Source organism: Nostoc sp. C117 (genome assembly GCF_043099735.1).
GTDB lineage: Bacteria > Cyanobacteriota > Cyanobacteriia > Cyanobacteriales > Nostocaceae > Nostoc.
In genome coordinates, this window is sequence record NZ_CP170991.1 from 321,240 (window position 1) to 343,131 (window position 21,892).

20 protein-coding genes are annotated in these 21,892 nt (G+C 40.2%); 17 read left to right on the top strand and 3 right to left on the bottom strand.

What is annotated here, in order from left to right; genetic code table 11:
* Positions 1–293 precede the first annotated feature (293 nt).
* The 8 genes from ACFG4S_RS03130 to ACFG4S_RS03165 all read left to right on the top strand — a co-directional run bounded on the left by ACFG4S_RS03130 (position 294) and on the right by ACFG4S_RS03165 (position 9,938).
* Positions 294–1,733, top strand: a complete 1,440-nt coding sequence (locus tag ACFG4S_RS03130; protein ID WP_392533417.1) for a cache domain-containing protein — start codon at positions 294–296, stop codon at positions 1,731–1,733.
* Positions 1,734–1,736: 3 nt separating this feature from the next.
* Positions 1,737–4,328, top strand: a complete 2,592-nt coding sequence (locus tag ACFG4S_RS03135; RefSeq protein ID WP_392533418.1) for a hypothetical protein — start codon at positions 1,737–1,739, stop codon at positions 4,326–4,328.
* 160 nt (positions 4,329–4,488) lie between these two features.
* On the top strand, positions 4,489–5,277 hold the full coding sequence (locus tag ACFG4S_RS03140; protein WP_392533419.1) for a MinD/ParA family protein: 789 nt from the start codon (positions 4,489–4,491) through the stop codon (positions 5,275–5,277).
* A 212-nt stretch (positions 5,278–5,489) separates the two neighbouring features.
* Complete coding sequence (locus ACFG4S_RS03145; RefSeq protein ID WP_392533420.1) at positions 5,490–6,707, top strand: DUF7005 family protein; 1,218 nt, start codon at positions 5,490–5,492, stop codon at positions 6,705–6,707.
* Positions 6,708–6,773: 66 nt separating this feature from the next.
* The gene (locus tag ACFG4S_RS03150; protein WP_392533421.1) at positions 6,774–7,868 is read left to right on the top strand and encodes a cyclic nucleotide-binding domain-containing protein; all 1,095 of its coding nucleotides are present in this window, start codon (positions 6,774–6,776) and stop codon (positions 7,866–7,868) included.
* Between the two features lie 171 nt (positions 7,869–8,039).
* A complete protein-coding gene (locus ACFG4S_RS03155) occupies positions 8,040–8,333 on the top strand; it encodes a Nif11-like leader peptide family natural product precursor (RefSeq protein ID WP_392533422.1) in 294 nt (97 codons plus the stop codon).
* A gap of 118 nt (positions 8,334–8,451) precedes the next feature.
* Positions 8,452–9,714, top strand: coding sequence for a nif11-class peptide radical SAM maturase 3 (locus ACFG4S_RS03160; protein WP_392533423.1), 1,263 nt, complete (start codon positions 8,452–8,454; stop codon positions 9,712–9,714).
* On the top strand, positions 9,711–9,938 hold the full coding sequence (locus tag ACFG4S_RS03165; RefSeq protein WP_392533424.1) for a hypothetical protein: 228 nt from the start codon (positions 9,711–9,713) through the stop codon (positions 9,936–9,938). Before ACFG4S_RS03160 ends, ACFG4S_RS03165 begins: the two co-directional genes overlap by 4 nt.
* A 416-nt stretch (positions 9,939–10,354) precedes the next feature.
* On the opposite strand, the gene ACFG4S_RS03170 is transcribed toward ACFG4S_RS03165, so the two are convergent.
* The 3 genes from ACFG4S_RS03170 to ACFG4S_RS03180 all read right to left on the bottom strand — a co-directional run bounded on the left by ACFG4S_RS03170 (position 10,355) and on the right by ACFG4S_RS03180 (position 12,511).
* A complete protein-coding gene (locus ACFG4S_RS03170; protein ID WP_392533425.1) occupies positions 10,355–10,876 on the bottom strand; it encodes an NHLP leader peptide family RiPP precursor in 522 nt (173 codons plus the stop codon).
* Positions 10,877–11,162: 286 nt separating this feature from the next.
* Complete coding sequence (locus tag ACFG4S_RS03175; RefSeq protein WP_392533426.1) at positions 11,163–11,855, bottom strand: hypothetical protein; 693 nt, start codon at positions 11,853–11,855, stop codon at positions 11,163–11,165.
* 164 nt (positions 11,856–12,019) lie between these two features.
* A complete protein-coding gene (locus ACFG4S_RS03180) occupies positions 12,020–12,511 on the bottom strand; it encodes an NHLP leader peptide family RiPP precursor (protein WP_392533427.1) in 492 nt (163 codons plus the stop codon).
* Positions 12,512–12,870: 359 nt separating this feature from the next.
* Between ACFG4S_RS03180 and ACFG4S_RS03185 the strand changes: the two genes are divergently transcribed.
* From ACFG4S_RS03185 to ACFG4S_RS03225, 9 genes are all read left to right on the top strand, one after another.
* Entirely contained in the window at positions 12,871–13,149 is a 279-nt protein-coding gene (locus ACFG4S_RS03185; protein ID WP_392533428.1) for a Nif11-like leader peptide family natural product precursor, read from the top strand.
* Between the two features lie 95 nt (positions 13,150–13,244).
* Positions 13,245–14,369, top strand: coding sequence for a radical SAM protein (locus ACFG4S_RS03190; protein WP_392533429.1), 1,125 nt, complete (start codon positions 13,245–13,247; stop codon positions 14,367–14,369).
* Positions 14,370–14,774: 405 nt separating this feature from the next.
* Entirely contained in the window at positions 14,775–15,044 is a 270-nt protein-coding gene (locus tag ACFG4S_RS03195) for a Nif11-like leader peptide family RiPP precursor (protein ID WP_392533430.1), read from the top strand.
* Positions 15,045–15,149: 105 nt separating this feature from the next.
* Entirely contained in the window at positions 15,150–15,698 is a 549-nt protein-coding gene (locus tag ACFG4S_RS03200; RefSeq protein WP_392533431.1) for a CPBP family intramembrane glutamic endopeptidase, read from the top strand.
* 404 nt (positions 15,699–16,102) lie between these two features.
* Positions 16,103–16,378 carry a Nif11-like leader peptide family RiPP precursor gene (locus tag ACFG4S_RS03205; protein WP_392533432.1) on the top strand — a complete coding sequence of 92 codons (276 nt, stop codon included), beginning with the start codon at positions 16,103–16,105 and terminating at the stop codon, positions 16,376–16,378.
* A 144-nt stretch (positions 16,379–16,522) separates the two neighbouring features.
* The gene (locus tag ACFG4S_RS03210) at positions 16,523–17,878 is read left to right on the top strand and encodes a YcaO-like family protein (RefSeq protein WP_392533433.1); all 1,356 of its coding nucleotides are present in this window, start codon (positions 16,523–16,525) and stop codon (positions 17,876–17,878) included.
* 3 nt (positions 17,879–17,881) lie between these two features.
* A complete protein-coding gene (locus ACFG4S_RS03215; protein WP_392533434.1) occupies positions 17,882–19,279 on the top strand; it encodes a TfuA-related McrA-glycine thioamidation protein in 1,398 nt (465 codons plus the stop codon).
* A 5-nt stretch (positions 19,280–19,284) separates the two neighbouring features.
* The gene (locus ACFG4S_RS03220; RefSeq protein WP_392533435.1) at positions 19,285–21,228 is read left to right on the top strand and encodes a glycosyltransferase; all 1,944 of its coding nucleotides are present in this window, start codon (positions 19,285–19,287) and stop codon (positions 21,226–21,228) included.
* A gap of 15 nt (positions 21,229–21,243) precedes the next feature.
* Positions 21,244–21,780, top strand: coding sequence for a sulfotransferase family protein (locus ACFG4S_RS03225; RefSeq protein ID WP_392533436.1), 537 nt, complete (start codon positions 21,244–21,246; stop codon positions 21,778–21,780).
* Positions 21,781–21,892: the final 112 nt, after the last annotated feature.

A 21,892-nucleotide genomic window follows, 5' to 3' on the forward strand; every position in this document is an offset into this window, starting at 1 on the left:
TTGAAATCGATTCTGAATTGTGTTTTGGTAAAAACTAAAAAAACGTGAGTCTTATACAAAGATTGTGCATTGAAGTCGTTAGTTACCTTTCTTAAGCTGCTAAGGATGAGGAGCAGTAAAAGAATTTTGGGATTAAAGCTACCTAAGCTGATGCGCGTCTAAAGTATATAAACACTCTTGATGGTTGTTGATGGTTAATGGTTAATGGTTAACAGTCATCAGTCATCGCGTAAATGTACAAATTAAATGTGTAACAGCTTATTGATACGGTTATGTAAAAAAATTTATACCTAATGAAGCATTTTCATCGTTTTTTTTACCCTCCAGCTTGGCCGATCGCTGCTAAAATTTCGGCAGCATTGGTTTCGGCGGCGTTGATACCGATGAGCTTCATTTCCTATTACAATCTGCGACAGAGCTTAGATAGTGTAGAGGCTGGAGAATATCGCAAATTAGAACTATTAGCTACTAGTGTTGCTAGTCGTCTCGATCAATTAATTATTGATATTCAGCGAATTGTAGTTCAAGTTAGCAGCGATCGCAATGTGGTAAATTTTCTCGCTGCTAACTCCTCTGAAGAACGAGCAGACTTGCGTAATGATATGCAACAAGCCATAGAAAACGTCTTCCGCTCTAATCCAGACTTTGATGCTATTTTTATCATGGATAAAGAGGGACGTGCTGTTGCGGCTACCGATCCTAAATTTATTGGTCAAAATTACGCTTTCCGTGAATATTTCCGCTCTAGTATCCAGGGAAAATCCTATATATCTAGTATTTTGGTGGGTAAAACGACGAAACGACCAGGAATGTTTCTCTCCCACCCGGTGCGATCGCCCAGTGGTGAAATTGTTGGAGTATTAGTCCTCAAAATTAGGGGATCGGATATTTGGGCGATCGTCAATGCCTTGCAAGTAGGCTCTCAAAGCTACGGATTTCTCATTGACCAACAGGGAGTAATCATCAGTCATGCCGATCGATCTCTGCTGTACCATAGCCTCATCCCTCTGTCTCCTGATATTTTAAAGCAGATTGCCGCCGACAGACGTTATGGGCTGGAGCAGATTCAGAGCTTGAACATTGCAGAGTTGCAAGTGATGGTGAAAGCCAAACAAATAGGTCACGCAACCTATCGCTTTCCACCCCAAGAAATGCCTCGCATAGTTGGTTTTGCACCTTTAGCAGAACAACCTTGGGTTCTAGGAATCAGCCAACCCAAGGCACAATTTGCTGCACCATTGAACCGTCTGATCTGGTTGCATGGCAGTAGTTTGGTAATTGTGGGTGGCATCACAGCGATAATGGCGCTACTGTTAGCCAAAAGAATTTCTCGACCGATTTATGCGCTTACAGAAGCAGCTCAAGCACTAGAACATGATAATTTTGATTCTCATGCCTTGGAACTAGATCGGAGTTTGGCGAAATCAATTCATAGCCAAGATGACATCGGTCAATTAGTGCGTGTTTTCTTGAAGATGGCTGAAAAAGTCAGAATGCGAGACCAGAAGTTGAAAATGCAAGTCCAAGAACTTCGCATTGAAATTGACGAAACTAAAAGAGCTAACCAAGTTGCGGAAATTACGGAAAACGAACACTTTCAGCAGTTACAAATCAAAATTCAAAAGCTGAGAGAACAGACTGTAACTCTCAGGGAAACTGAGACAGAGTACTACCAGAGATTGCAGAGTAAAGTCCAATCTTTGAAAGAGCGATCGCTAAATACTGAGGTATAGATCATGTCATCCGACGACGAACTGATATCACGGGAGGAAGTGCTGGCGGGTTTACCTGCTAGACGAGCGAATACGCTACTGTTTTTGATCGAGAGTCGGACGGCGCAAATAGTGGCGCGATCGCTGGTGGAATTTTCCTTAACAGATCAAGCTACCAACGAGCGTGATTTAGCTTTTTTAGAAGCCTTTGCTTTGGGAAATGCCCCACCAATCCACCCCACGATTCAGCACTTAGAACGTTACGCCAGTCAGTGGGCATCTCTAGTACCAGAAAACCCCAAACTGAAAGCGGCGATCGCCCATGCTTTGGGACAGAAATACGCTTTCACCGAGAAAGTAGTACCTCACATCCGCGCCGCTTTGGGTTTGGATGAGAAAACGGTACAGGTGGCTTATTCCCGCTTTTATAGAAAACAACTGTTGACTATTTTTGCATCCCAATTGCCACTAATTGAACAGTGGCGCTGGATGAGTGCAGCGATCGCCCAAAGTCTTGAATCTCTGCCACCCTTCTGGCTAGCTTCCATACTTACCGTTGCTTTAGGGCTTCCCCAAGCCTTCTTAGCCTTGCCCATTGCGGTGGCCGATGTTGGTCCCTTCGTTACCATTGCCTTTTTGCTGATTATTGGTGCTATCAACATCTTGACGATGGCTTGTATGGCAGAAGCCGTTGGGCGTAGTGGTGACTTCCGTTATGGGAATTCTTTTATTAAACAATTAGTATCTAATTATTTAGGAAATGCAGGTTCATTCATACTTTCTATTGCAGTTGGTATCCGGGTTTTTCTGATTGCATTAGCTTGTTATATTGGTTTGTCGGTGACAATGGCCAGCTTTACACCCATACCGGCAGCATTGTGGGCAGCATTTCTCTTTGGTGCAGGGTTGTATTTGCGATCGCGTAAATCCTTGAACTTCACCGTCGCCTTAATGGTATTTTTGGCAGTAATCAACGTCAGTTTGTTGCTGATCCTTTCACTGCTGGCATTCGGTCATATTCAACTAGAAAATTTATTATATATAAAATTGCCCTTTCTTGATGGTCATTTCCAACCGGGGATACTACAGAGGATTTTCGGTGTCAGCCTGATGCTTTACTTTGGACATGTGTATGTCGGGGAATGTGGCAAACTCATACTTCCGCGTGACTCTAGCGCCACCTCCTTGATTTGGGGTAGCATTGCCGGAACTGGTTTTTTGACTATGTTGTTTTGCATTTGGGTGTTAGCAGTTAATGGAGCGATCGCCCCCCAATTGCTAGCAGGACAATCAGGCACCGCTTTAGAACCACTAGCAAGAGAAGTAGGTTCCATCGTCACAGTTTTGGGTGCAGTTTTAGTCACCCTACTTTTGGGAATGGCTTGGCTACGTAGTTCTAGTCTTCTAGTCAACTTAGCTAAAGACTGGTTGCCAGCCCGACCGAAATCTGTATTAAGCTTACCTCGCCAGCAAGGAATGTTAATATTACATCCCTCTGGAGAATCCAGTCAGATTCCCCATATTGGTTTAACCTACTTGGGACAATCAGACAGTCAATCTAAGTTCCGTGTAGATATTCAGTTAAGCGGCAAAGTTGACTCTGTAGAAATTGCCATCGCTGAACATTGGGATATTAAAGAACTATTCAATCAATTCCCCGACTTACGCAAGTGGGATACCCGCTTGGCTCTAGAGGTGAAGTCAGCTAACCAGGATAGAGTTTGTCTACAAATCATTTCACCTATGCTCTTAATTTATGAAGGAGGCTTAAAAGCTGATACCGGAAATTTTGCTTTTGAGCATCAGAGTCAGACGAAAAAGTTTTGGACAACCTTGCTCAACCAACGTCGCTTCTTCTTATCCATCAGCCCCTTACTCCTAGTTTTTCTGCTGACAGAGTGGCTTTTCCTAGCTGGTGTCCAATCCTTTACCAATATACTCGCTTTCGCTGGTATACTTGGCAACTCTCTTGTTGGTGGTATTTTCCCAGTTTTATTATTAGTTTCTAGTCGGCGCAAAGGCGAACTTATACCCGGAGTAGTCTTGAAGATTCTCAACCATCCTTTATTCAGCGTCGGTGTATACAGTTTATTCTTAGCCATCCTGCTCATCCACGGCTTATTTATCTGGCAAAATTCCCTAGCGCGGATTACTGCATTGTCCGTTGCTGCACTATCCTTTGGAGCAACTCTGGTGATGAAAAACTATGGAGCCTTTGCTTCTCGTGTAGTTGTAGAACTACGAGAAGATCAACACTTGGGAGGTAGTTCGGTATTCACAATCACCGCTGGCGGACAACCAAAAATCGCCCAAGTGCTGCTGGGATATGCTGATGGCGAACAACATCACCAAGCAGCCACAATTGAGATTCCATCACTTTCAGCCCTGCGCTATGCCACCTTTGGGTTACCAAACAAGCAAGAAAAAGAACTTAGAGTGTGGGCACATACAAGCAACTCGAAAGTTGACTCTAAGAGTTTGCCCGCCCTTGTAGAAGTCCAAAATGGAGACAAGAATATGCAGTTTAACTTGCAGTTATCTAACGGACGAGTTTTATTGCCCTTGAGGGGCGATCGCTGCTGGTTAAAATTCACCTTTCCAGAGTTAGGAAAATAAGGGAGTGGGGGAGATGAGGGGGATGGGGGGCGGAGGGACAGAGGAAGCAGGAGGAGAATAACTCCTAACTCACCACGGGCTAAACGCCCCGCTATTGATGTACAGCACTCAGCACTCCTAACGTCCAATGGCCAATAAATAATTAATTACGAGGTAATATATGGCAGAAATTATCGCAGTTCATTCATTCCGGGGCGGTACTGGTAAATCAAACTTGATTGCCAACATAGCAGCTACTATGGCGCTTCAAGGACAACGTGTAGGCATTATTGATACTGACATCCAATCACCAGGGATTCACGTTATTTTCGGACTCAACGAGAATAAAATAGAACGCGCACTCAATGATTATTTATGGGGACAATGCGATATTAAAGACGCTGCCTATGACGTGACTGATACTCTAATTTCAGAACAAGGAAATGCAGGTACAGTCAAGGGTAGGCTTTACCTAGTACCTTCTAGTATTAAGGCTGGTGAAATTGCCAGAATTCTCCGTGAAGGATATGATGTAATCCGACTGAACGATGGTTTTCAGCAACTTATTCGCAGCCTGAAACTAGACTACTTATTAATAGATACACATCCAGGGCTGAATGAAGAAACCTTGCTTTCCATAGGTATTTCTAATGTTCTGATAATTCTCTTACGTCCAGATAATCAAGATTTCCAAGGTACTGCGGTAACAGTAGATGTAGCTCGGAAGCTGAGAGTGCCAAAAATGATGTTGGTAATCAATAAGGCGCTACCAAGCTTAAACTTTGCAGACTTGCAACAACAGGTTGAGAAAATTTACAACGTCCCAGTCGCTGGGATTTTGCCCCTTTCCGAAGAAATGATGCAGTTAGCAAGCATTGGTATTTTCTCCCTACGTCACTCTGAACATCCCATCAGTCAGACAATTGCAAGGATTACCGACCAGATTGCCGGTTTAGTGGTTACTCGTTAGTTATTGGGCATAGGGCGTTAGGAGTGCTGAGTTAGGAGTTATTCTCCCCCTGCTTCCTCTGCCCCTCGATCACTGAATCTCGACTCACTTCGACGCCGCTCAGTGCAAGTCGCTCGATTTGAGTGTTGGTCATTGAGCGTAGTCGAAATGAGCCGAAATGAGCCGAAGTGCTGCCCCTCATCTCCCCCATTCCCCACTCTCCCCGATCGCCTATGATTCAACAATCATTTCGTACTGATGTCCTCACCTACTTTGGAGCCACTGCCACAGAGGCGGAAGAATTATTGGTATACAATCAAAACGTTTTCGATCGCAACACATTAACTCATCCTCTGAAATTTCCCCTGACTTCTGAATTTTATGTGGCTGCTTGGGAAGAATACGCCCTTGCAGCCAGAGTTACAGGAGTATTTGAGGTACTCAAACAACGACTCGTTCAGTTCCGATTCCCCATTAAAGAGGGTATTAGTCAAACTGAAGCGTATCTTTCTGCTACTCGTCGGGGTGTTGCTGCCGATGAAATCCCTGAAGCGACTGGTTTAGTTTTACAAGAACCTGAAAAACTCCAATTAATACTGCATCAAAGCTTGGCTGGCATCATACCAGTATTACTAGCTGGAAACCGACAAGACTTTGTTTCTTTGGTACAAGCGCTGACAAAGCGAAATGAACCCCAGCCAGTCCCTGCTTCTATGGGAGCTTGTATAATTAGCGGATTTAATAACTGGGATCGGATTCGTCAGTATCGCCAAAAATGGGAGGCAGAAAATCTTGCTAGTTCAGAAATTAGTTGGGCAAAAGAATTTCAACGGTTGATACCACAAAAGCAACTTTATCAAGATAAGTTCATTATTTTGAGTGATGGCGCTTATAGCAACGTTTCAGCCAGCAAAATGGGACTTGAAGAATCCCAATGGCAGCAGCTATCACTAACAATTCGCCTGGAACATGAATGTACGCACTACTTTACACGCCGCTTGTTTAACTCTATGCGGAATAATATCCTTGATGAGCTAATTGCCGACTACAGAGGCATTGTAGCTGCTACAGGGTATTATCGAGCCGACTGGTTCTTGCGATTTCTCGGCTTAGAGTCGTTTCCTGATTACCGAGAGGGAGGTAGATTGCAAAATTATCGAGGTAATCCACCACTTTCCGATGAGTCTTTTAAAATTCTCCAGGCATTAGTGAAAGCCGCTGCCGAAAATTTGCAGCGCTTTCATGCTGAGTATGCACAGAAATTAACTGATACTAATATTCAACCCTTGATGTTAACAGCATTGACTTATTTAACATTGGAAGAATTAGCTTCAAAAAAAGCGAACTCGCTTATTCAACAACACTTAGATAGATTGCTGAAGACTTCGTGTGTAGAAACGCAAAATAATAGTACTGAGCTTCGCCCCGCTACGCTAACGTCCTACTTCTGACGCTGCGCGAACGCTAATGTGTTTCTACAATAATCAAAAATATAAAATTCAAAAGAGGTATTAGTTATGACAGAAGTTTTGCTCAAAGAATTAACTACCAGTGACATTGATTGGATGATTGCGTCAGGTCATCAACGAGAAATAACTCCTGGCACTATACTAATCCAAGAAGGAAAAGTTGCCGATTGTTTGCACATTTTGCTAGATGGTATTTTAACAGTTAGCATTTCTCAACCAGATAATAATCCTTTAACTCGTGCTTTTGCAGCTATTGAAGGAGATGAAGTCTTCAGTCGGGAGATTGCGAGATTATCTCGTGGTGAGGTAGTAGGAGAATTTCCCTTAATAGGGACTCATGTTACAACTACAACTGTGAAAGCTGTAGAGAAATCTCTAGTAATGTCAATTTCTCAACAGAAATTGGCAGTAAAATTGCAGCAGGATGTTGGTTTTGCTTCGCGTTTTTATCGAGCGATCGCTATTATGCTTTCGGATAGGCTCCAAAGCACTATCAATCAACAGGGACGTAACAATTTAACCCAAGGTCAACCTTTGAGAGATGTCCTATTTGTATTAGGAGGATTACATGATAGTGACATCGATTGGATGACGACTTGTGGCCAAATCCAAAAAATTCTTGCTAATACCGTACTTATCCGTGAAAGAGGGCTTGTGGATGGGCTGTATATTCTTTTAGATGGAGCAATGTCTTTATCTATTGATGAAAATGAGCGTAACCCTTTAGCACGTGCTTTTGCTGCTATAGAAGGTAGTGAAATTTCTGGTAGAGAAATAGCCAGATTATCCAAAGGCGAAATCATCGGCGAAACACCCTTCATTGATGGTCGCCTACCTTTGGCAACGGTTAAAGCTATCGAAGATTCAATTGTTTTATCAATTGAACGACAAAAATTAGCAGCAAAGTTACAGCAAGATATAGGATTTGCATCTCGTTTTTATCAAGTTATTGCAACTTTGCTTTCTCAAAGATTGCAAGGAATGTTGAGTCAGCTTGGTTATGGTAGACGCGTTTATAGTAAAGGTTTACCGTTGGCGAAAGATATAGAATACGAGGATGAATTGAATGATAACGTTTTAGACCGTGTGGCACTAGCTGGGAAAAGATTTGATTGGATGTTGGGGCACTTAAAAGTAAGTTGAATTCATCGAGATCAAAAGGTCGCTGAACAAATATCCTAGTTTAGATAAACTAGAGTCAATTTATAGTGGCAGGAAGCAAAACGAAAAAAATCATAGTTTTACCCAAAAATTGTGCATTGTAACCTTAGGTTATTTTTCCTAATCTATTAGTTATTAATAGGAGGAAATTATATGTCTATTGAAAGCGCAAAAGCTTTTTATCAGAGAGTTACAACAGATGAAGCTTTCCGCACTCAAGTTGAAAGCTATCCTATTGAAGAACGTGGAACTTTCTTGCAAGCAGAAGGATATGCTTTCACTGAAGAAGAATGGGAAACTACTAGCGCCGAGATGTTAGAGGCAAATTCCACTGAGGAATTAGACGAAGCTGAATTAGAGGCGATCGCTGGTGGGATACAAAAAAGCTGCTATCCAGGTCCTGTAGCTTTATACGGTATATTTCCCATCCCATACGACACAATTTAATACTGTTTGTACTGCTATCAATATCAATCGCTGAAATTACCAAAGCTACTGCGCGTATTACAGAAATGTGCAATAGCCTTTGACTTACCAAGCCAATACCAAAACGCTGGGCAAAACCATGTCTGAAAAGTACCGTAGAACTAGTTATGCCGTTTGGGAAATCACTTTAAAATGCAACCTTGCTTGTAGTCATTGTGGTTCGCGGGCAGGACAGGCACGGCATGAAGAACTCTCCACTGAAGAAGCTCTTAATCTTGTTCAGCAGCTAGCTGATGTCGGGATTAAAGAAGTAACTCTCATTGGAGGAGAAGCTTTTCTGCGCCCCGATTGGTTGGTAATTGCGAAAGCCATTACCCAGGCTGGTATGGTCTGCGGTATGACTACCGGAGGCTACGGCATATCTCTGGAGATGGCACACCGGATGAAAGAAGCAGGAATTGCTAAAGTTTCTGTTTCTACCGATGGGATGGAAACAACTCACGATCGCCTCCGAGGAAAAAAAGGCTCTTGGAAATCTGGACTCAGAACCATGAGCTACCTCAAGGAAGTTGGTATTCCCTTCGGCTGCAATACCCAAATTAACCGTCTGTCTGCCCCGGAATTTCCTCGCATCTACGAGCATATCCGCGATGCAGGTGCAGGAGCATGGCAAATTCAACTGACTGTGCCGATGGGAAATGCCGCAGACAATGCAGATATTCTTCTCCAACCCAGCGAACTATTAGAACTTTATCCGATGGTCGCTCGTGTCGTTCGACAGGCTCATCTTGAAAGAGTAAAAGTTGCGGCTGGTAACAATATTGGTTACTACGGCCCCTACGAACGCTTGCTGAGGGGACAAGGTGATGAATGGGGATTTTGGCGGGGTTGTGGTGCTGGGCTGTCTACTCTAGGATTGGAGGCAGACGGTACGATTAAAGGTTGTCCCTCATTGCCAACAGCTGCTTATGCTGGTGGTAATATCCGCGATCGCTCTTTGCAAGAAGTGATTGAACAAGCTGAAGAATTGCAGTTTAATCTCAATGCAGGTACCCCCGAAGGAACAGCTCACTTATGGGGATTCTGCAAGACTTGCAAGTTTGCTGAATTGTGTCGCGGGGGTTGCACTTGGACAGCACACGTATTCTTCAATCGTAGAGGCAATAATCCTTACTGCCACCACCGCGCTCTCGAATTGGCAAAGCGCGGCATCCGGGAACGGGTTTACCCCAAAGTTCCAGCACCGGGGATTCCCTTCGACAACGGCGAGTTTGGCATTATTGAAGAACCGCTTGACGCACCTTGGCCGGAGAACGATCCACTTCACTTTACTGCTGACTCCATCCAATGGCCAGAAGCTTGGCAAAACAAACCAGAACTTTCTTATTCTGTAGCAAGATGAATCATTTAAACGAAGAAAGTGATGAAAAGCTTTTTACAGTTCAGGTAGAAAGTTTATCTGAAGACATGTTAATTTCTCAGCCTCTCTTACCTCGCTCTGGTTGGCAAGATCAACAAGCTTTTTTAAAAGCAATAATTAGAGCTAAACAAGCGTTAGATATGGCAGAATTGACTGCCATTCTTTGGCAACCTAAAAATTCTTCCAAGCATTCAAATTCAAAATGAAGAGTTTACATCAATGAGTAAACTTATTTACCTTTGCAGATTCTGTTAGATAAGCGATACTTGGTGCTTCGACAGTACCCCTTACCACACCAAAAACAAAACTATCACTTACTTCTGGTTGTCGACTGGGATACAATGGCAACTTATACTAATTCTTTATGAAGCTGCATAGAATTCGATCCCCCCTAGCCCCCCTTATTAAGGGGGATTTAGGGGGATCGAGATATCTGCAACTTCACATTAAATTGGTATTAGGTGAGTAAACTAACTTTTCTAATGAATTATTAGAAAGCTTCCCAACTTCTAAATCTATAAGGTGTTCGAGTTATATCGAACACCCTAAATTAATAATTAAGATCCAGTTCTAGATCGCTTTAAAACCACAAAATTTTTGTTAGGTATTCACTCGATATTCTTCATAAGATGGTGGATTCTGGAAGTGCGATTAAACCAATCGTTGGTTCAATAATTTTAATACCACTAATCCCACCTGCTACTAACATCAAATCTAATTCATTCAATTCTTCATTAGAAGAATTAACTGGCACAACTAGATGTTTGATGGTTTGTGTGTCTTCATAAACAGAAATTCTTAAAGTATCAGGTAAGTCTGTGCCTATTACTTTTTTAATAGCGGCTCTCGGATTTTGTAGCAGTTCAGTTTTGAAATCTTCATCTTGCCAAGCCCGTTCTATTACTGCTTTAAATCCATAGTCTGATTTAGCTAAATTACCTAATTGAAGTTTTGATTCTAATGGCAGAACCAAATTTTTTAATTCCAAACTGTCTTCGTGAGCTTCAACTGTAATCGCATCAGAAATCTCAATACCCATCTCAGACAAAGTGAGTTTTGGATTTGCAATGAAGTTACTTTTTAGTTGTTCATCTGCCCACAAACGCTCTATAAGAGCTTCATAAGATTTAATTTGATTTGCCATTGTTTGCGATCCTCAAAACTAAAAAAATCATAGGATTTAATACCCATATTTTTAATGTACAATTGTGATTTGCACTTAAAAATATTTACATACTTGTCAACTAATGTATATTTGCTGATTTAATTATTTACCAGCAGTTAATTAGAATTCAAGTATTTGTAATGAGTTAATAGTATAGATTGCAGATTAGACCTACAATGCACAATATTTTGCTTAGACTGACATTTTTTTGTCTGCTCTTTGCAGTAATCATAAACCTATAAATATTGATAATACCTACTTAACTTTACGCATCTGCTACTTTCTGGAGAATCTTAGATGAGTAACCGTTATCCGTCACCATTTGCGGACAGCGATAACAAGCAGCTTTTCCTTCCTGCTGCCACCAACGGCAACTGGAGCGAATCTGGCAAGCTGGCAGTGTTTCCACAACAGTTGGTAACTGCTGAACAATACGCATAGCTAACCGACAGTCTGAACCATCAAAATGCTTACAAGCATCAGCTTGGCAAGACGATGCTATCCGGAAAATTTCTGTAGGTTTAACTGAGTCTGATAAAGCCAGAATTTCCTCTGTCACTGGCTGAGACTCTGTTAGATAAGCGATACTTGGTGCTTCGACAGTACCCCCCACCACACCAAACACAACAGTATTACCTATTTCTGGTTGTCCACTGGGACATAATAGCAACTTAGCTGAGTCAACTACTTGTTCTAAGGAATTGGTAGCTGCATTATCTCTTGTTTCAAATTTATTGGATTGGGTAATTGGATGAAGAGGCTGGTTTATATTTTCAAATAGGCTTTTCCAGCCTCCGGTTTCATAAAGGGACTGTGACTTTTTCCAAGGACTAATCGTCTGACGTGCTTCAATAGCTCTTTGTTTAGCATGAAGGGTGGCATTTTCTAACTCTTCTGATTCAATGCTCTGAGGCTTTAAGATATGTTGCTTGTGAGATAAAGATATTGATTCTTCCATAGAGTTTAATTTTTTATATCTATAAATTGAAACTAAAGTTTACTTTTACTGCCAACTTTTGAAGTCCTAGGGAGTTCGATATCACTCGAACTACCTAAATTGATAAATGAGAGAAAATCTATTTGAATGAATTGAAAAACAAACAACTTCTGTACATAGAGTGTTTACTCAATATTTGCAATAATACCGCTGGTGTGTCCAATACCACCTGCAACCATCATCAAATCTAATTCACTCAGTTCTTCATTAGCATTATTAACTGGCACAACCAAATGTTTAACAGTTGGGGTATCTTCATAAACACAAATTATGAAAGTATCAGATAAATTTGTGCCTGTTACTTTTTCAATTGTGGCTTTGGGATTTTCTAGCAGTTGAGATTTGAAAGTTTCATCTTGCCAAGCTTGTTGTATTACTGATTTAAATCCAGGTGCTGATTCTGCAAAAGTACCTATCTGTGAGTCTGACTTTAATGGTAAAACCAAATTTTTTAATTCTAAAGTATCCTCATGAACTTCAACTGTAATCGAATTGGAAATATGAAGACCCATCTCAGCTAATGTAGCTTTTGGGTTAGCAATAAAGTTATTTTTTAGTTGTTCGTCAGCCGATAAACGATCTATAAGAACTTCATAGGTTTTGATTTGATTTGTCATTGTTAATTCCTCTGTGAATTATAAAACAATAGGATCGTAGAGACTTAAGTTTTTCAACGTGGAGATAGAATTATCTAGCATTACTTGGCAGCTTAAAATATTTTAAATCGCATTAACAATGCACAATCTTTTGATTTTACTCCCATTTATTTAGTCAATTGGTTAATTGCAAAATAAAATCAGGATATTTAAATAAACTTTTTATTATTTTTTATATTAAGAATAATCTAAAAAAAAGAGAGTATTTCCCAAAAAATATGCATTTTATCTGTAGTTTAAACTCTTTAAAGTAATGATGGTAGGTTCATAACTAACCAAAATCCAAGATTTAGAGATATCATACTTAGAGGTTCTGAAAAATGTCTAAAGCACAATTGGAAACGTTTTACCAAGAAGTTTTACAAGATAAAGCTTTACAAGAAAGATTTAAACCACTTACTGAGCGTGAAAATGTAGTTGCATTAGTTATGCAAATTGGGCGAGAAAGAAATTATAACTTTAGCATTGAAGAGGTAGAAGCAAAAGTAGACGAGTGGAATACTTATGATTCCGAACAAGAATTAAACAATGAACTCTTGGAAAGTATAGCTGGTGGTATTACTGTTAATGGAATCTGCTTTAGTTGGAGTTTTAACTAAAAATGAATATGAGAGCTATGAGGCTTATTGTTTCTGCATCCTAGCTCTTTGTTTTATTGTTGGCTATTAAAAAAAAATGTACCTGTTCATAATATATGCCAAATAAAAACCCAAAATCTCAGATGAATTTTCTTGAGAGTGAAAGCATAAATATTGACGAAAATGGACAAATATTAATTAATGAAGCTACACTGGCCAAAATGAGCATAATCTCCAATGTCTTCTTAAATAGGAAGTATTTTAACTTATTTATATTGCCTACCGAACAGTGTAATTTCCGCTGCACCTATTGTTATGAAGACTTTTCATTAGGACGAATGAAGCCAGAGACGATTCTGGCAATTAAAGCATTTCTTGATAGGCGTTGTACTGATTTAAATTATTTGCATATTTCATGGTTTGGTGGAGAGCCTCTAATTACTAAAGATATTGTCTTGGAAATTTCAGAGTATGCTATATCATTAATGAAAAATCATCCCAAATTGCATTATATAGGTGATGTCACAACCAATGGATACTTTTTAGATTATAAAACTGCTGTGGCTTTAGCAGATGTTGGAGTTCGCCGTTATCAAATTTCTCTTGATGGACCTCGTAATGTCCATGACAAAAGTCGAATTCGTGCCGATGGTGGTAGCACCTTTGACCGAATTTGGACAAATCTCCTAGCAATCCGCGATAGCTTATTACCAGTTTCCATTTTGCTGCGTATACACTTCACAGTTGATACTCTTGAACTACTCGATCCACTCCTAGATGATATTAAAAAAGAATTTCTTCATGACTCAAGATTTTCTATTTTCTTCAAAGCAATTGAGCGCTTAGGTGGAGTTAACGAAGACTCAATAAAAATATTTTCAGAAGCAGAAAAAGAAAAAGCTATTCAATCTCTACAAATCAAGTTGTTTGGTAAAGAAGTAGATTCATCGCCAAATAAGACCTTAACATATAATCCTGTTTGTTATGCCTCACGGCCGAACTCCCTCATAATTCGTGCCAATGGTGATGTAGGAAAGTGTACTGTTGCTCTATACGATGAACGAAATAAAATTGCAACTTTAGAATCAGATGGAACACTCAAATTAATATCTGGTCGTCTTGCTCCTTGGCTGCGTGGTATTGAAAGTATTGACCCTGCGACATTAGCCTGTCCGCTGGTTGGTCTTCCCATAAATAACGAAGCTACTTCTAAGTCACAAGAAACACTATTATCTAAGTAATAAAACGTATGCTATTGGTGGTTTCAATAATTGTTAGAGAAATCTTAAACCAGAAGCGCAATCTATTTCGTAAAGAATTCTTAGAGAATCTATGTGATGACGTTAGGTTCATAACTTGAGAGTGCAGAATATTATATGTAACACTACCATTTTAGATGGTGTGGCGATCGCGGCAAATTTGAGTGGATGGTAGGACGTACAGTTCAGATAAGACAAAAACACTTGTAGAGACGGCGATTTATCGCGTCTCAAAAATCCAAAATTTTGCCAGCCAGTAGCTGAACCAAGTTAATTCACAGTGGCACAAAGCAAAACGAAAAAAATCATAGTCTTACCCAAAAATTGTGCATTGTAGTTTTACTTTGTGTTTAGTAATGTATGAAGTATTAATTAGGAACAAATTATATGTCTACTGAAAGCGCCAAAGCTTTTTATCAAAGAGTAACAACAGATACCGCTTTTCGCAGTCAAATTGAAAGTTCTCCAATAGAAGAACGTGGAACTCTCTTACAAGCAGCAGGATATTATTTTACTCAAATAGAATGGGAAGCTGCTAGCGCTGAAATTTTAGAGACTACCTCAATTGATGGGGAACTTAATGAAGCTCAGCTGGAGGCGATCGCGGGCGGACGAATATTCATGCCTCTGTACGGTTTACCAACTGAGTTTTATTAATAATGGCTACATCAGCCTAGCACTGTTGAAAACTAGATTTAATTGGATGCTAAGCAGTTTAAAATTTAAGAGTAAGTTAAAATTTTTGATGTCAGGAAAGGAGAAATGACTCCAGAAGTATCAAAAATGCTAGTGCATATTGTTGCTCAAATCAGTATACTCTTATTGGTTTTAAGCGTGCGTCAAGTTCAAGGAATTTCATGGCGAGATCTTGGCGTCTTTTGGCCAAAAGGGCATCAAACTGAACGATGGTTAATTGCTTTTATTGGCTTGTGTGTAATACAGGAAATCATCTCACGGATAACTGGCATTGGAGAGAAACAGTCATGGGGGGAGCAATACTCTGTGTCTGTTATTGTATTACGAGTCATTGGGATTGTTGTATTAGCACCGATCGCCGAAGAATTATTTTTTCGAGGTCTCCTATTTGAACGCATTCGAGCAACTTCGCTTGGTTCAATCGGAGCTGTTGCTTTGACATCTGTTTTCTTTGCACTCGTTCATATACAGTACAAGCCCTTGGAAATGGCATTTGTTCTTGTGGACGGACTGTTTTTTGGACTGACACGTTATGCTACTGGCTCACTGCTTGTAACGTGGTTATGTCACAGTCTAGGAAATCTTTATGCAGTCTTGCAACTGTTAAGAGGCTAGAGTCTATTTTCAAACTAATTGAAATACGATACGGCTTTTCTTAGTCTACTGAGGTACACCTTAACCTCACCCCGATCGAGCTGTGCTTTATCTCCCCTCTCCTTAGTAAGGAGAGGGGTTGGGGTGAGGTTTTCAGATGTACCTCAATAGACTGGGAAATACGACATCAATATACTCATATCCCCTAGCTGATAGTTTTTTAAGGGTTAGCTAGGGGATTTTTCCTGATTTTTTCAAAGAATATAGATATTACCTAAAAAAACGTTAGTCTATCTAAAATTTATATATTGTTATTGAAGAATTAGTCCTATAAGTTAATCTAGTGAAGCAAAATGGGTTCAATTATTCTTTAGTTGAAACTACAACTGAAACCTAAACAAATCTACAACTACAAGGAAAGTAAAATGTCTCTTGAAAGTGCAAAAGATTACTTAAAACAGTTCTCTACAGATGCTGATTTTCGTGCATCTCTCGAAAGTGCAACCACCCCAGAAGCTCGCAAAAGTATTATTAATGCAGCAGGGTATGACTTCTCACGGGATGAAGTTCAATCACTAGCGCTGGAAGCCACACAAGGACAACTGACTGAACAGGAACTTGAAGCTGTGTCTGGTGGCAGACTGGTTGAGTGGGCTGGTGTAGTTGCAACTGCCATAGGTGCAATAGCCGCTGCATTTTAATCAAAAAATTAAAGCCATTACTTATGCATCGTTGGGTCAGTTAGCGTAGAGACTACCTTAATTACAGGGTGCTGCTGTCTAAAATTGACAGCGGCATTCTACATCTTATGGCTCATATCTGGAAAACAGAACTAAGGCAGATTTATGATTCAGCATAGTTTAGAAGAAGCGAGCGATCGCGTAACTTCTATTAATTTCCGTAGCAGAACCTACCAAGCCGCAAAATGTTATTGGCATGGCACTCATCGTAGCGCTTCACCGGAAGAAACTCTAGAAAGAATTCGACCCTATTTTAAATCTGTCGGTTTAACCCGACTTGGCAATATCACACATTTAGATTGTATTGGCATTCCAGTTACTATTTCTATACGCCCTAATAGCTACAGTATTGTTACATCTTCTGGTAAAGGAACTACCTTAGAGGCAGCGCTTGTTTCAGCAGCAATGGAGTCTATTGAACTTCACTGTGCTGAAAATATTAACATCCATGAAATTCACCTTCCTTATGCAAAATTGGGAGGTGATTACGATGTAATTAAATTAGAAAATATGGCTCTTCGTCCAAATTCACTGTTTAACGTAAATTGGACAGAGCAGTGGTATTTGGGTTGGGATATTGTTAATCAAATTGAGGTAGCTTGCCCAGTTCAAGCAGTCTCAATGGATTATAGAATTTTAAGCAAAAACTTTAAAAATATAGCCTCATTTGATGTCTGTTCTAATGGTTTAGCTTCTGGTAATCATTTTTTAGAAGCACTCTCTTCAGCTTTGTTTGAAGTCATTGAACGCGATGCTGTTACCTGTCATATAGAAGCTGCTTTAAGAGTTGGATACCAAAAACCCAGGGTTCTTCCAGAAACAATACCCTACCCCGCAGTACAGAAAATGCTGGCACAATTAGAGGCTGCTAATGTAGTTCCAGTTTTATACGATTGTACAGTTGATACTGAAGTACCTGTTTACCTTGGTCATTGTTACGACAAGAACGAATGTTATGTTCCTAGCGGCTACGGTTATGGTGCCCATCTTGACCCCGAAGTTGCTATGCTGAGAGCTTTAACAGAAGCTGTTCAAAGCCGCGCTATACTTATTTCCGGCGCACGGGATGATTTATTTCGTCAGTATTACACTGCGATAAAAGTTAATAATAAAACTCAGAATCAGGGCTGTGAATCGGATAAATCAACAACAATAGATGCCAGAATTCGTAAGTCAGAGGCTACTAGCACCTTTGAAGGAGATATTAATTTAGTTCTGCAAAAACTCAAGCGAGTTGGTCTAGATCAAATCATAGTATTCGATTTAACTCCACCAGAATGGGATATAGCTGTAGTCAGGGTGGTAGTTCCAGGATTAGAAGGATACTATCACAAAAACTATCTGCCAAAACATAGAGCGATCGCTTTTGCCAAGAGTAAGAAATATACTCAAATTAATTCACCATCTACGCTTGTTTATAAAGAAATAGAAGCTCATCTCCCTGCTGGAGGAATATCTTAAACTATGAAGAAAATTGTGATATTTTTGGGACCATCGTTGCCTGTTTCCGAGGCGAAAAAAATCTTAAATGCTATTTATCTTTCTCCGGCAAAGCAATCAGATTTAATGAGTGCTGTAACCACATATAAGCCAGACATCATCGGTCTCATTGATGGTGTCTTTTTCAATAGCCTTTCTGTTTGGCACAAGGAGATTTTATACGCCATCGAACAGGGAATAGCCGTATATGGTGCCAGCAGTATGGGGGCTTTACGGGCAGCTGAAACTGCTGCATTTGGAATGGTTGGGATTGGCAAAGTTTACGAAATGTATGCCAGCGAAGAAATTATTGATGATGATGAAGTTGCTCTGATTCATGGACCAGAAGAAACAGAATATCGACCTCTATCAGAAGCAATGGTCAATGTCCGTGCAACATTGCGCTATGCAAAAGAAGAAGGCATACTTTCTCAAAGCTTGTACGAGCAATTGCTCGCACTTGCGAAGTCAATTTATTTTCCCGAACGGACTTTTTCAGCTATCTTCCGTAAGGCAGCATCTGTAGGTATATTACCAGAAAAATTAGACGAAGTAGTACAATTTGTCAAGAAACATTATGTAAATATCAAGCGTCAAGATGCAATTTTACTTTTACAAACACTTCGAGATCGACTCGATGGACCATCTCAAGTAAAACCAAACTTTACTCTTGCTCAGAATCATTTATTCACAACTCTTTATAATCGCGATCGCACAGTATTAAAGGACAACACAACTATCTCTTTCGGAGATATTGCTGAGTATGTAGCTTTACATTCAGCTGACTTCGACGACACTAATTTTAACGCATTAAACAGAGCCTTAGTACAAGTTTTAGCTAATATTCTGGAAATTAAAATTTCTCAAGAAGATATAGATAAAGAGATTAAGCGTTTTCGCCTGAAATACTATTTAAATGAAGATTTAGCATTCACAAACTGGTTGGACAAAAACGATCTTACACTTCAAGAATTCAATCGTATAATGTCGGAAATAGCTAATTGTCGTCACTTACAAAAATGGTTGATTGGTAGAAAAGCTCATGAAAAAAATGTAGGTATTCTGATCAATGAACTGCGATTACAAAACCGCTATGAAAAATGGGCTAATGCGACAGTTAAACAAGAACAAATTTTTCAAGATAACTGTCCAGATTTTACCGAAAATAACTATGACAACGTAACAATGTCAGAGTTGGTGATAGAGCATTTACGTTCCACTGATTGCCGGATGAATATTAATTATGTAGATTGGGCAAGTGAAGCAGGTTGTATAGACATCAATTGTCTGAAAATGGAGCTTTTGCGCTCACGCTTAACCAGAGAAGTATTGCAAAAACAAGCTATTAACATGGTGAATGTCAAGCCAATTTCTCAGGATTAGTCCAAATGCAACCGATCCATATTCTCCGACCATGCCGTACTACTGGGATGATTTCAGCCCATGTTTTCGATGAAATCTTTGCTCGCAATCTGACACCAGAATTGCAGATTCATCCGGTTCCTCTAATTTCTTGGTGTGATGAAATTCTTGGTTATGTTAGCTCACCTTTAACGCTCTCAGAGGCTGCCCAAAAATTTGCAGCAGCAACTGCTCAGTTTGATTTCTTGTGTCCTAGTTATGAATGTATTGCCCTAACCCCACTGTTTCTAGCATTACGTAATCGAACACGATCTCGAATCAAATTGTTACTTATTGCTCATGCACCAGGAGCATATTTGCTTGAGTGGATACTGCTGAGACCATTATTAATACCAGGTGATTTGATTATTGCTCCTAGTGAAAGTGCTAAGGCAACTATTGAGTTTCTCTATCCAGAACTTACAGAATTTATTCGAGTGATTCCTCACCCAATGCATCCTCTAGCAAAACAAACTGGAGAGCTGCAACGCATTGTTAGTCTTGGTCGCATCCACCCTAGTAAGCTCATACATCGTCAGATTGAAGCAATGGAAGTGTTGCGCCGTCGGGGATATCGATCGCTGAAGTTGCAAATAGCTGGAGGACTCACTGATGGAGAATCAAAGGACTTACACCAGTATGCCCGTTCCTTAGTTGCAAAGATTCACCGCAATCAATTAACGGATTGTGTCGAGTTAGTTGGGTTAATATCCGGCGATCGCCATAAAGCCGAATTTATCTCCAATGCTTCCATGATGCTCAATCTCTCTGTTACCGTGGAAGAATCTTTTGGCAAATCTATTGTTGAAGCCCTTGGACTGGGAGTTCCTGTGGTGGCAAGCCGCTGGAATGGCTTTCCAGAAACAGTAGGATCTGGTGGAGAACTCATACCTGTTTGTGACTTTGGGCCAGGCTTATCAGTGGATGTCACAGCAGAACAGATTGCTGATGCGATGGAAAGATTGCTTAATTCACCTCCAACCCCAGAAATCTGTTGCGAACAGGCCGACAAATTTAATCCTGCAATTGTCAAGCTTAAGTATCGCATTGCTTTAGAAGAAGCAATGAATTTTGTTTCTTTGCAAGATTTTCCCGATCCCTTGGCTGACCACTCCCTGAAGGCTGTATCAATTGCTGGGCTACTGAGTGTCACAGCGCCTTTGCAACTCTTCTATTGGCATGAACTATTCAATTTTTATCTAGAAGAGTGCGATCGCATTCGCCGTCGTTTAGCTGGTGAAGTGGTCTTAGGAGAGTCTTCTTCTGAATGGTTACGTAATATTTTATTCACAGGTACGCGCAAGATACTAGAGTGTTTTCTTGGTGGATTGGATTACTCAGCTTATATTACAACTCCAGAGTCAGTTTCTTATACAAACTCAGGTATAGATTTAATATCCCGCATTCTGGCTGGTAGTGGGACAAAAGCTACACTCAGTTCACGACTAGCGTGTTTATTACCAGTCACTCAAACTGGTCAAACTGAATTATTGCAGGAAGGTCTAAATCTCATCCAACAAAACAGCCCAGATACTCCAACAATCGAGTATCTAAAGACAGAAATAGAGCGGCAGAAAAACAATTTTGCCGCAGCTTTTCAACTTTGTAGCAAAGAGTTGGATGCTCGATTATGGGGTGAATGGACAGCTCCTTACCTCCGCCAACTTGCCCGCATTTGTCGTGAATGGAAGAAGCCTGAATTAGCTCTTCCTTGGCTCAAACAATGGCTAGAGCAGTTTCCAGATTCTCCCGATTCAGGTCCAGTTTGGCTAGATTACTGCATTAATGCATCCGGTGCTGGCAAAAACTTTCTCACTGAAGCTGAAGCAGCATTTGCTCAAGCTAAAAATTTGTTGGGCGATTCCCCCACATTGGAGAAAGTTGCAAAAATTCTCCAGGAAGCAACTAAGTTTTATCAAATATTTGTTTAAAAATAGGTGATTTAGATGACTAAAATATTTGGGATTGGATTGTCAAGAACTGGAACTACAAGCTTACATTATGCTCTAATGAGTTTAGGCTACAGTAGTGTACATATGCCTATAAATATGGCAGAAATAGATAGTCATGATGCGGCTAGCGATACTGGTGTGAGCTATATGTTTGAGGAACTAGATCGACTTTATCCAGGCTCCAAATTCATCTTGACTGTAAGAAATCTGGAAAACTGGCTAGAGTCTTGTGACTTTCACTTTAACCATAGAATAACACCAGAAAAACTTTCTCCCACCCATACAGAATTCCTCACCAAGGTGAGGATGAAACTTTATGGAACAGTCTACTATCAGCCAGGGCTTTTTAAGGAAGCCTATCAAAGGCATATGCAACGAGTTGAAAACTACTTTGCTCATCGTACTCAAGATTTATTAATATTAAACATTTGTGCTGGAGATGGCTGGGATAAACTCTGTACTTTTTTAGGAGATGCTACTCCTAATAAATCCTTTCCCTATGTCAACCGGACTTTTGAAATTAGTAAATAAATACATAATTAATCGTGCAAAATAAATTATTTAGTTAGCAGCAACTGACTGAGAATATACCATCCGCTGATTATTTTGCGGTGAGAGAAAGCCTACTAAATAGATCGAAACA

What these genes read in the sequence shown, in the direction of transcription:
- ACFG4S_RS03210 (WP_392533433.1), top strand. Translation starts at nt 16,523, where the DNA reads ATGATTCAGCATAGTTTAGAAGAAGCGAGCGATCGCGTAACTTCTATT.
- ACFG4S_RS03185 (WP_392533428.1), top strand. Translation starts at nt 12,871, where the DNA reads ATGTCTAAAGCACAATTGGAAACGTTTTACCAAGAAGTTTTACAAGAT.
- ACFG4S_RS03205 (WP_392533432.1), top strand. Translation starts at nt 16,103, where the DNA reads ATGTCTCTTGAAAGTGCAAAAGATTACTTAAAACAGTTCTCTACAGAT.
- ACFG4S_RS03160 (WP_392533423.1), top strand. Translation starts at nt 8,452, where the DNA reads ATGTCTGAAAAGTACCGTAGAACTAGTTATGCCGTTTGGGAAATCACT.
- ACFG4S_RS03145 (WP_392533420.1), top strand. Translation starts at nt 5,490, where the DNA reads ATGATTCAACAATCATTTCGTACTGATGTCCTCACCTACTTTGGAGCC.
- ACFG4S_RS03155 (WP_392533422.1), top strand. Translation starts at nt 8,040, where the DNA reads ATGTCTATTGAAAGCGCAAAAGCTTTTTATCAGAGAGTTACAACAGAT.
- ACFG4S_RS03180 (WP_392533427.1), bottom strand. Translation starts at nt 12,511, where the DNA reads ATGACAAATCAAATCAAAACCTATGAAGTTCTTATAGATCGTTTATCG.
- ACFG4S_RS03150 (WP_392533421.1), top strand. Translation starts at nt 6,774, where the DNA reads ATGACAGAAGTTTTGCTCAAAGAATTAACTACCAGTGACATTGATTGG.
- ACFG4S_RS03200 (WP_392533431.1), top strand. Translation starts at nt 15,150, where the DNA reads ATGACTCCAGAAGTATCAAAAATGCTAGTGCATATTGTTGCTCAAATC.
- ACFG4S_RS03175 (WP_392533426.1), bottom strand. Translation starts at nt 11,855, where the DNA reads ATGGAAGAATCAATATCTTTATCTCACAAGCAACATATCTTAAAGCCT.
- ACFG4S_RS03190 (WP_392533429.1), top strand. Translation starts at nt 13,245, where the DNA reads ATGCCAAATAAAAACCCAAAATCTCAGATGAATTTTCTTGAGAGTGAA.
- ACFG4S_RS03135 (WP_392533418.1), top strand. Translation starts at nt 1,737, where the DNA reads ATGTCATCCGACGACGAACTGATATCACGGGAGGAAGTGCTGGCGGGT.
- ACFG4S_RS03170 (WP_392533425.1), bottom strand. Translation starts at nt 10,876, where the DNA reads ATGGCAAATCAAATTAAATCTTATGAAGCTCTTATAGAGCGTTTGTGG.
- ACFG4S_RS03195 (WP_392533430.1), top strand. Translation starts at nt 14,775, where the DNA reads ATGTCTACTGAAAGCGCCAAAGCTTTTTATCAAAGAGTAACAACAGAT.
- ACFG4S_RS03165 (WP_392533424.1), top strand. Translation starts at nt 9,711, where the DNA reads ATGAATCATTTAAACGAAGAAAGTGATGAAAAGCTTTTTACAGTTCAG.
- ACFG4S_RS03215 (WP_392533434.1), top strand. Translation starts at nt 17,882, where the DNA reads ATGAAGAAAATTGTGATATTTTTGGGACCATCGTTGCCTGTTTCCGAG.
- ACFG4S_RS03130 (WP_392533417.1), top strand. Translation starts at nt 294, where the DNA reads ATGAAGCATTTTCATCGTTTTTTTTACCCTCCAGCTTGGCCGATCGCT.
- ACFG4S_RS03220 (WP_392533435.1), top strand. Translation starts at nt 19,285, where the DNA reads ATGCAACCGATCCATATTCTCCGACCATGCCGTACTACTGGGATGATT.
- ACFG4S_RS03140 (WP_392533419.1), top strand. Translation starts at nt 4,489, where the DNA reads ATGGCAGAAATTATCGCAGTTCATTCATTCCGGGGCGGTACTGGTAAA.
- ACFG4S_RS03225 (WP_392533436.1), top strand. Translation starts at nt 21,244, where the DNA reads ATGACTAAAATATTTGGGATTGGATTGTCAAGAACTGGAACTACAAGC.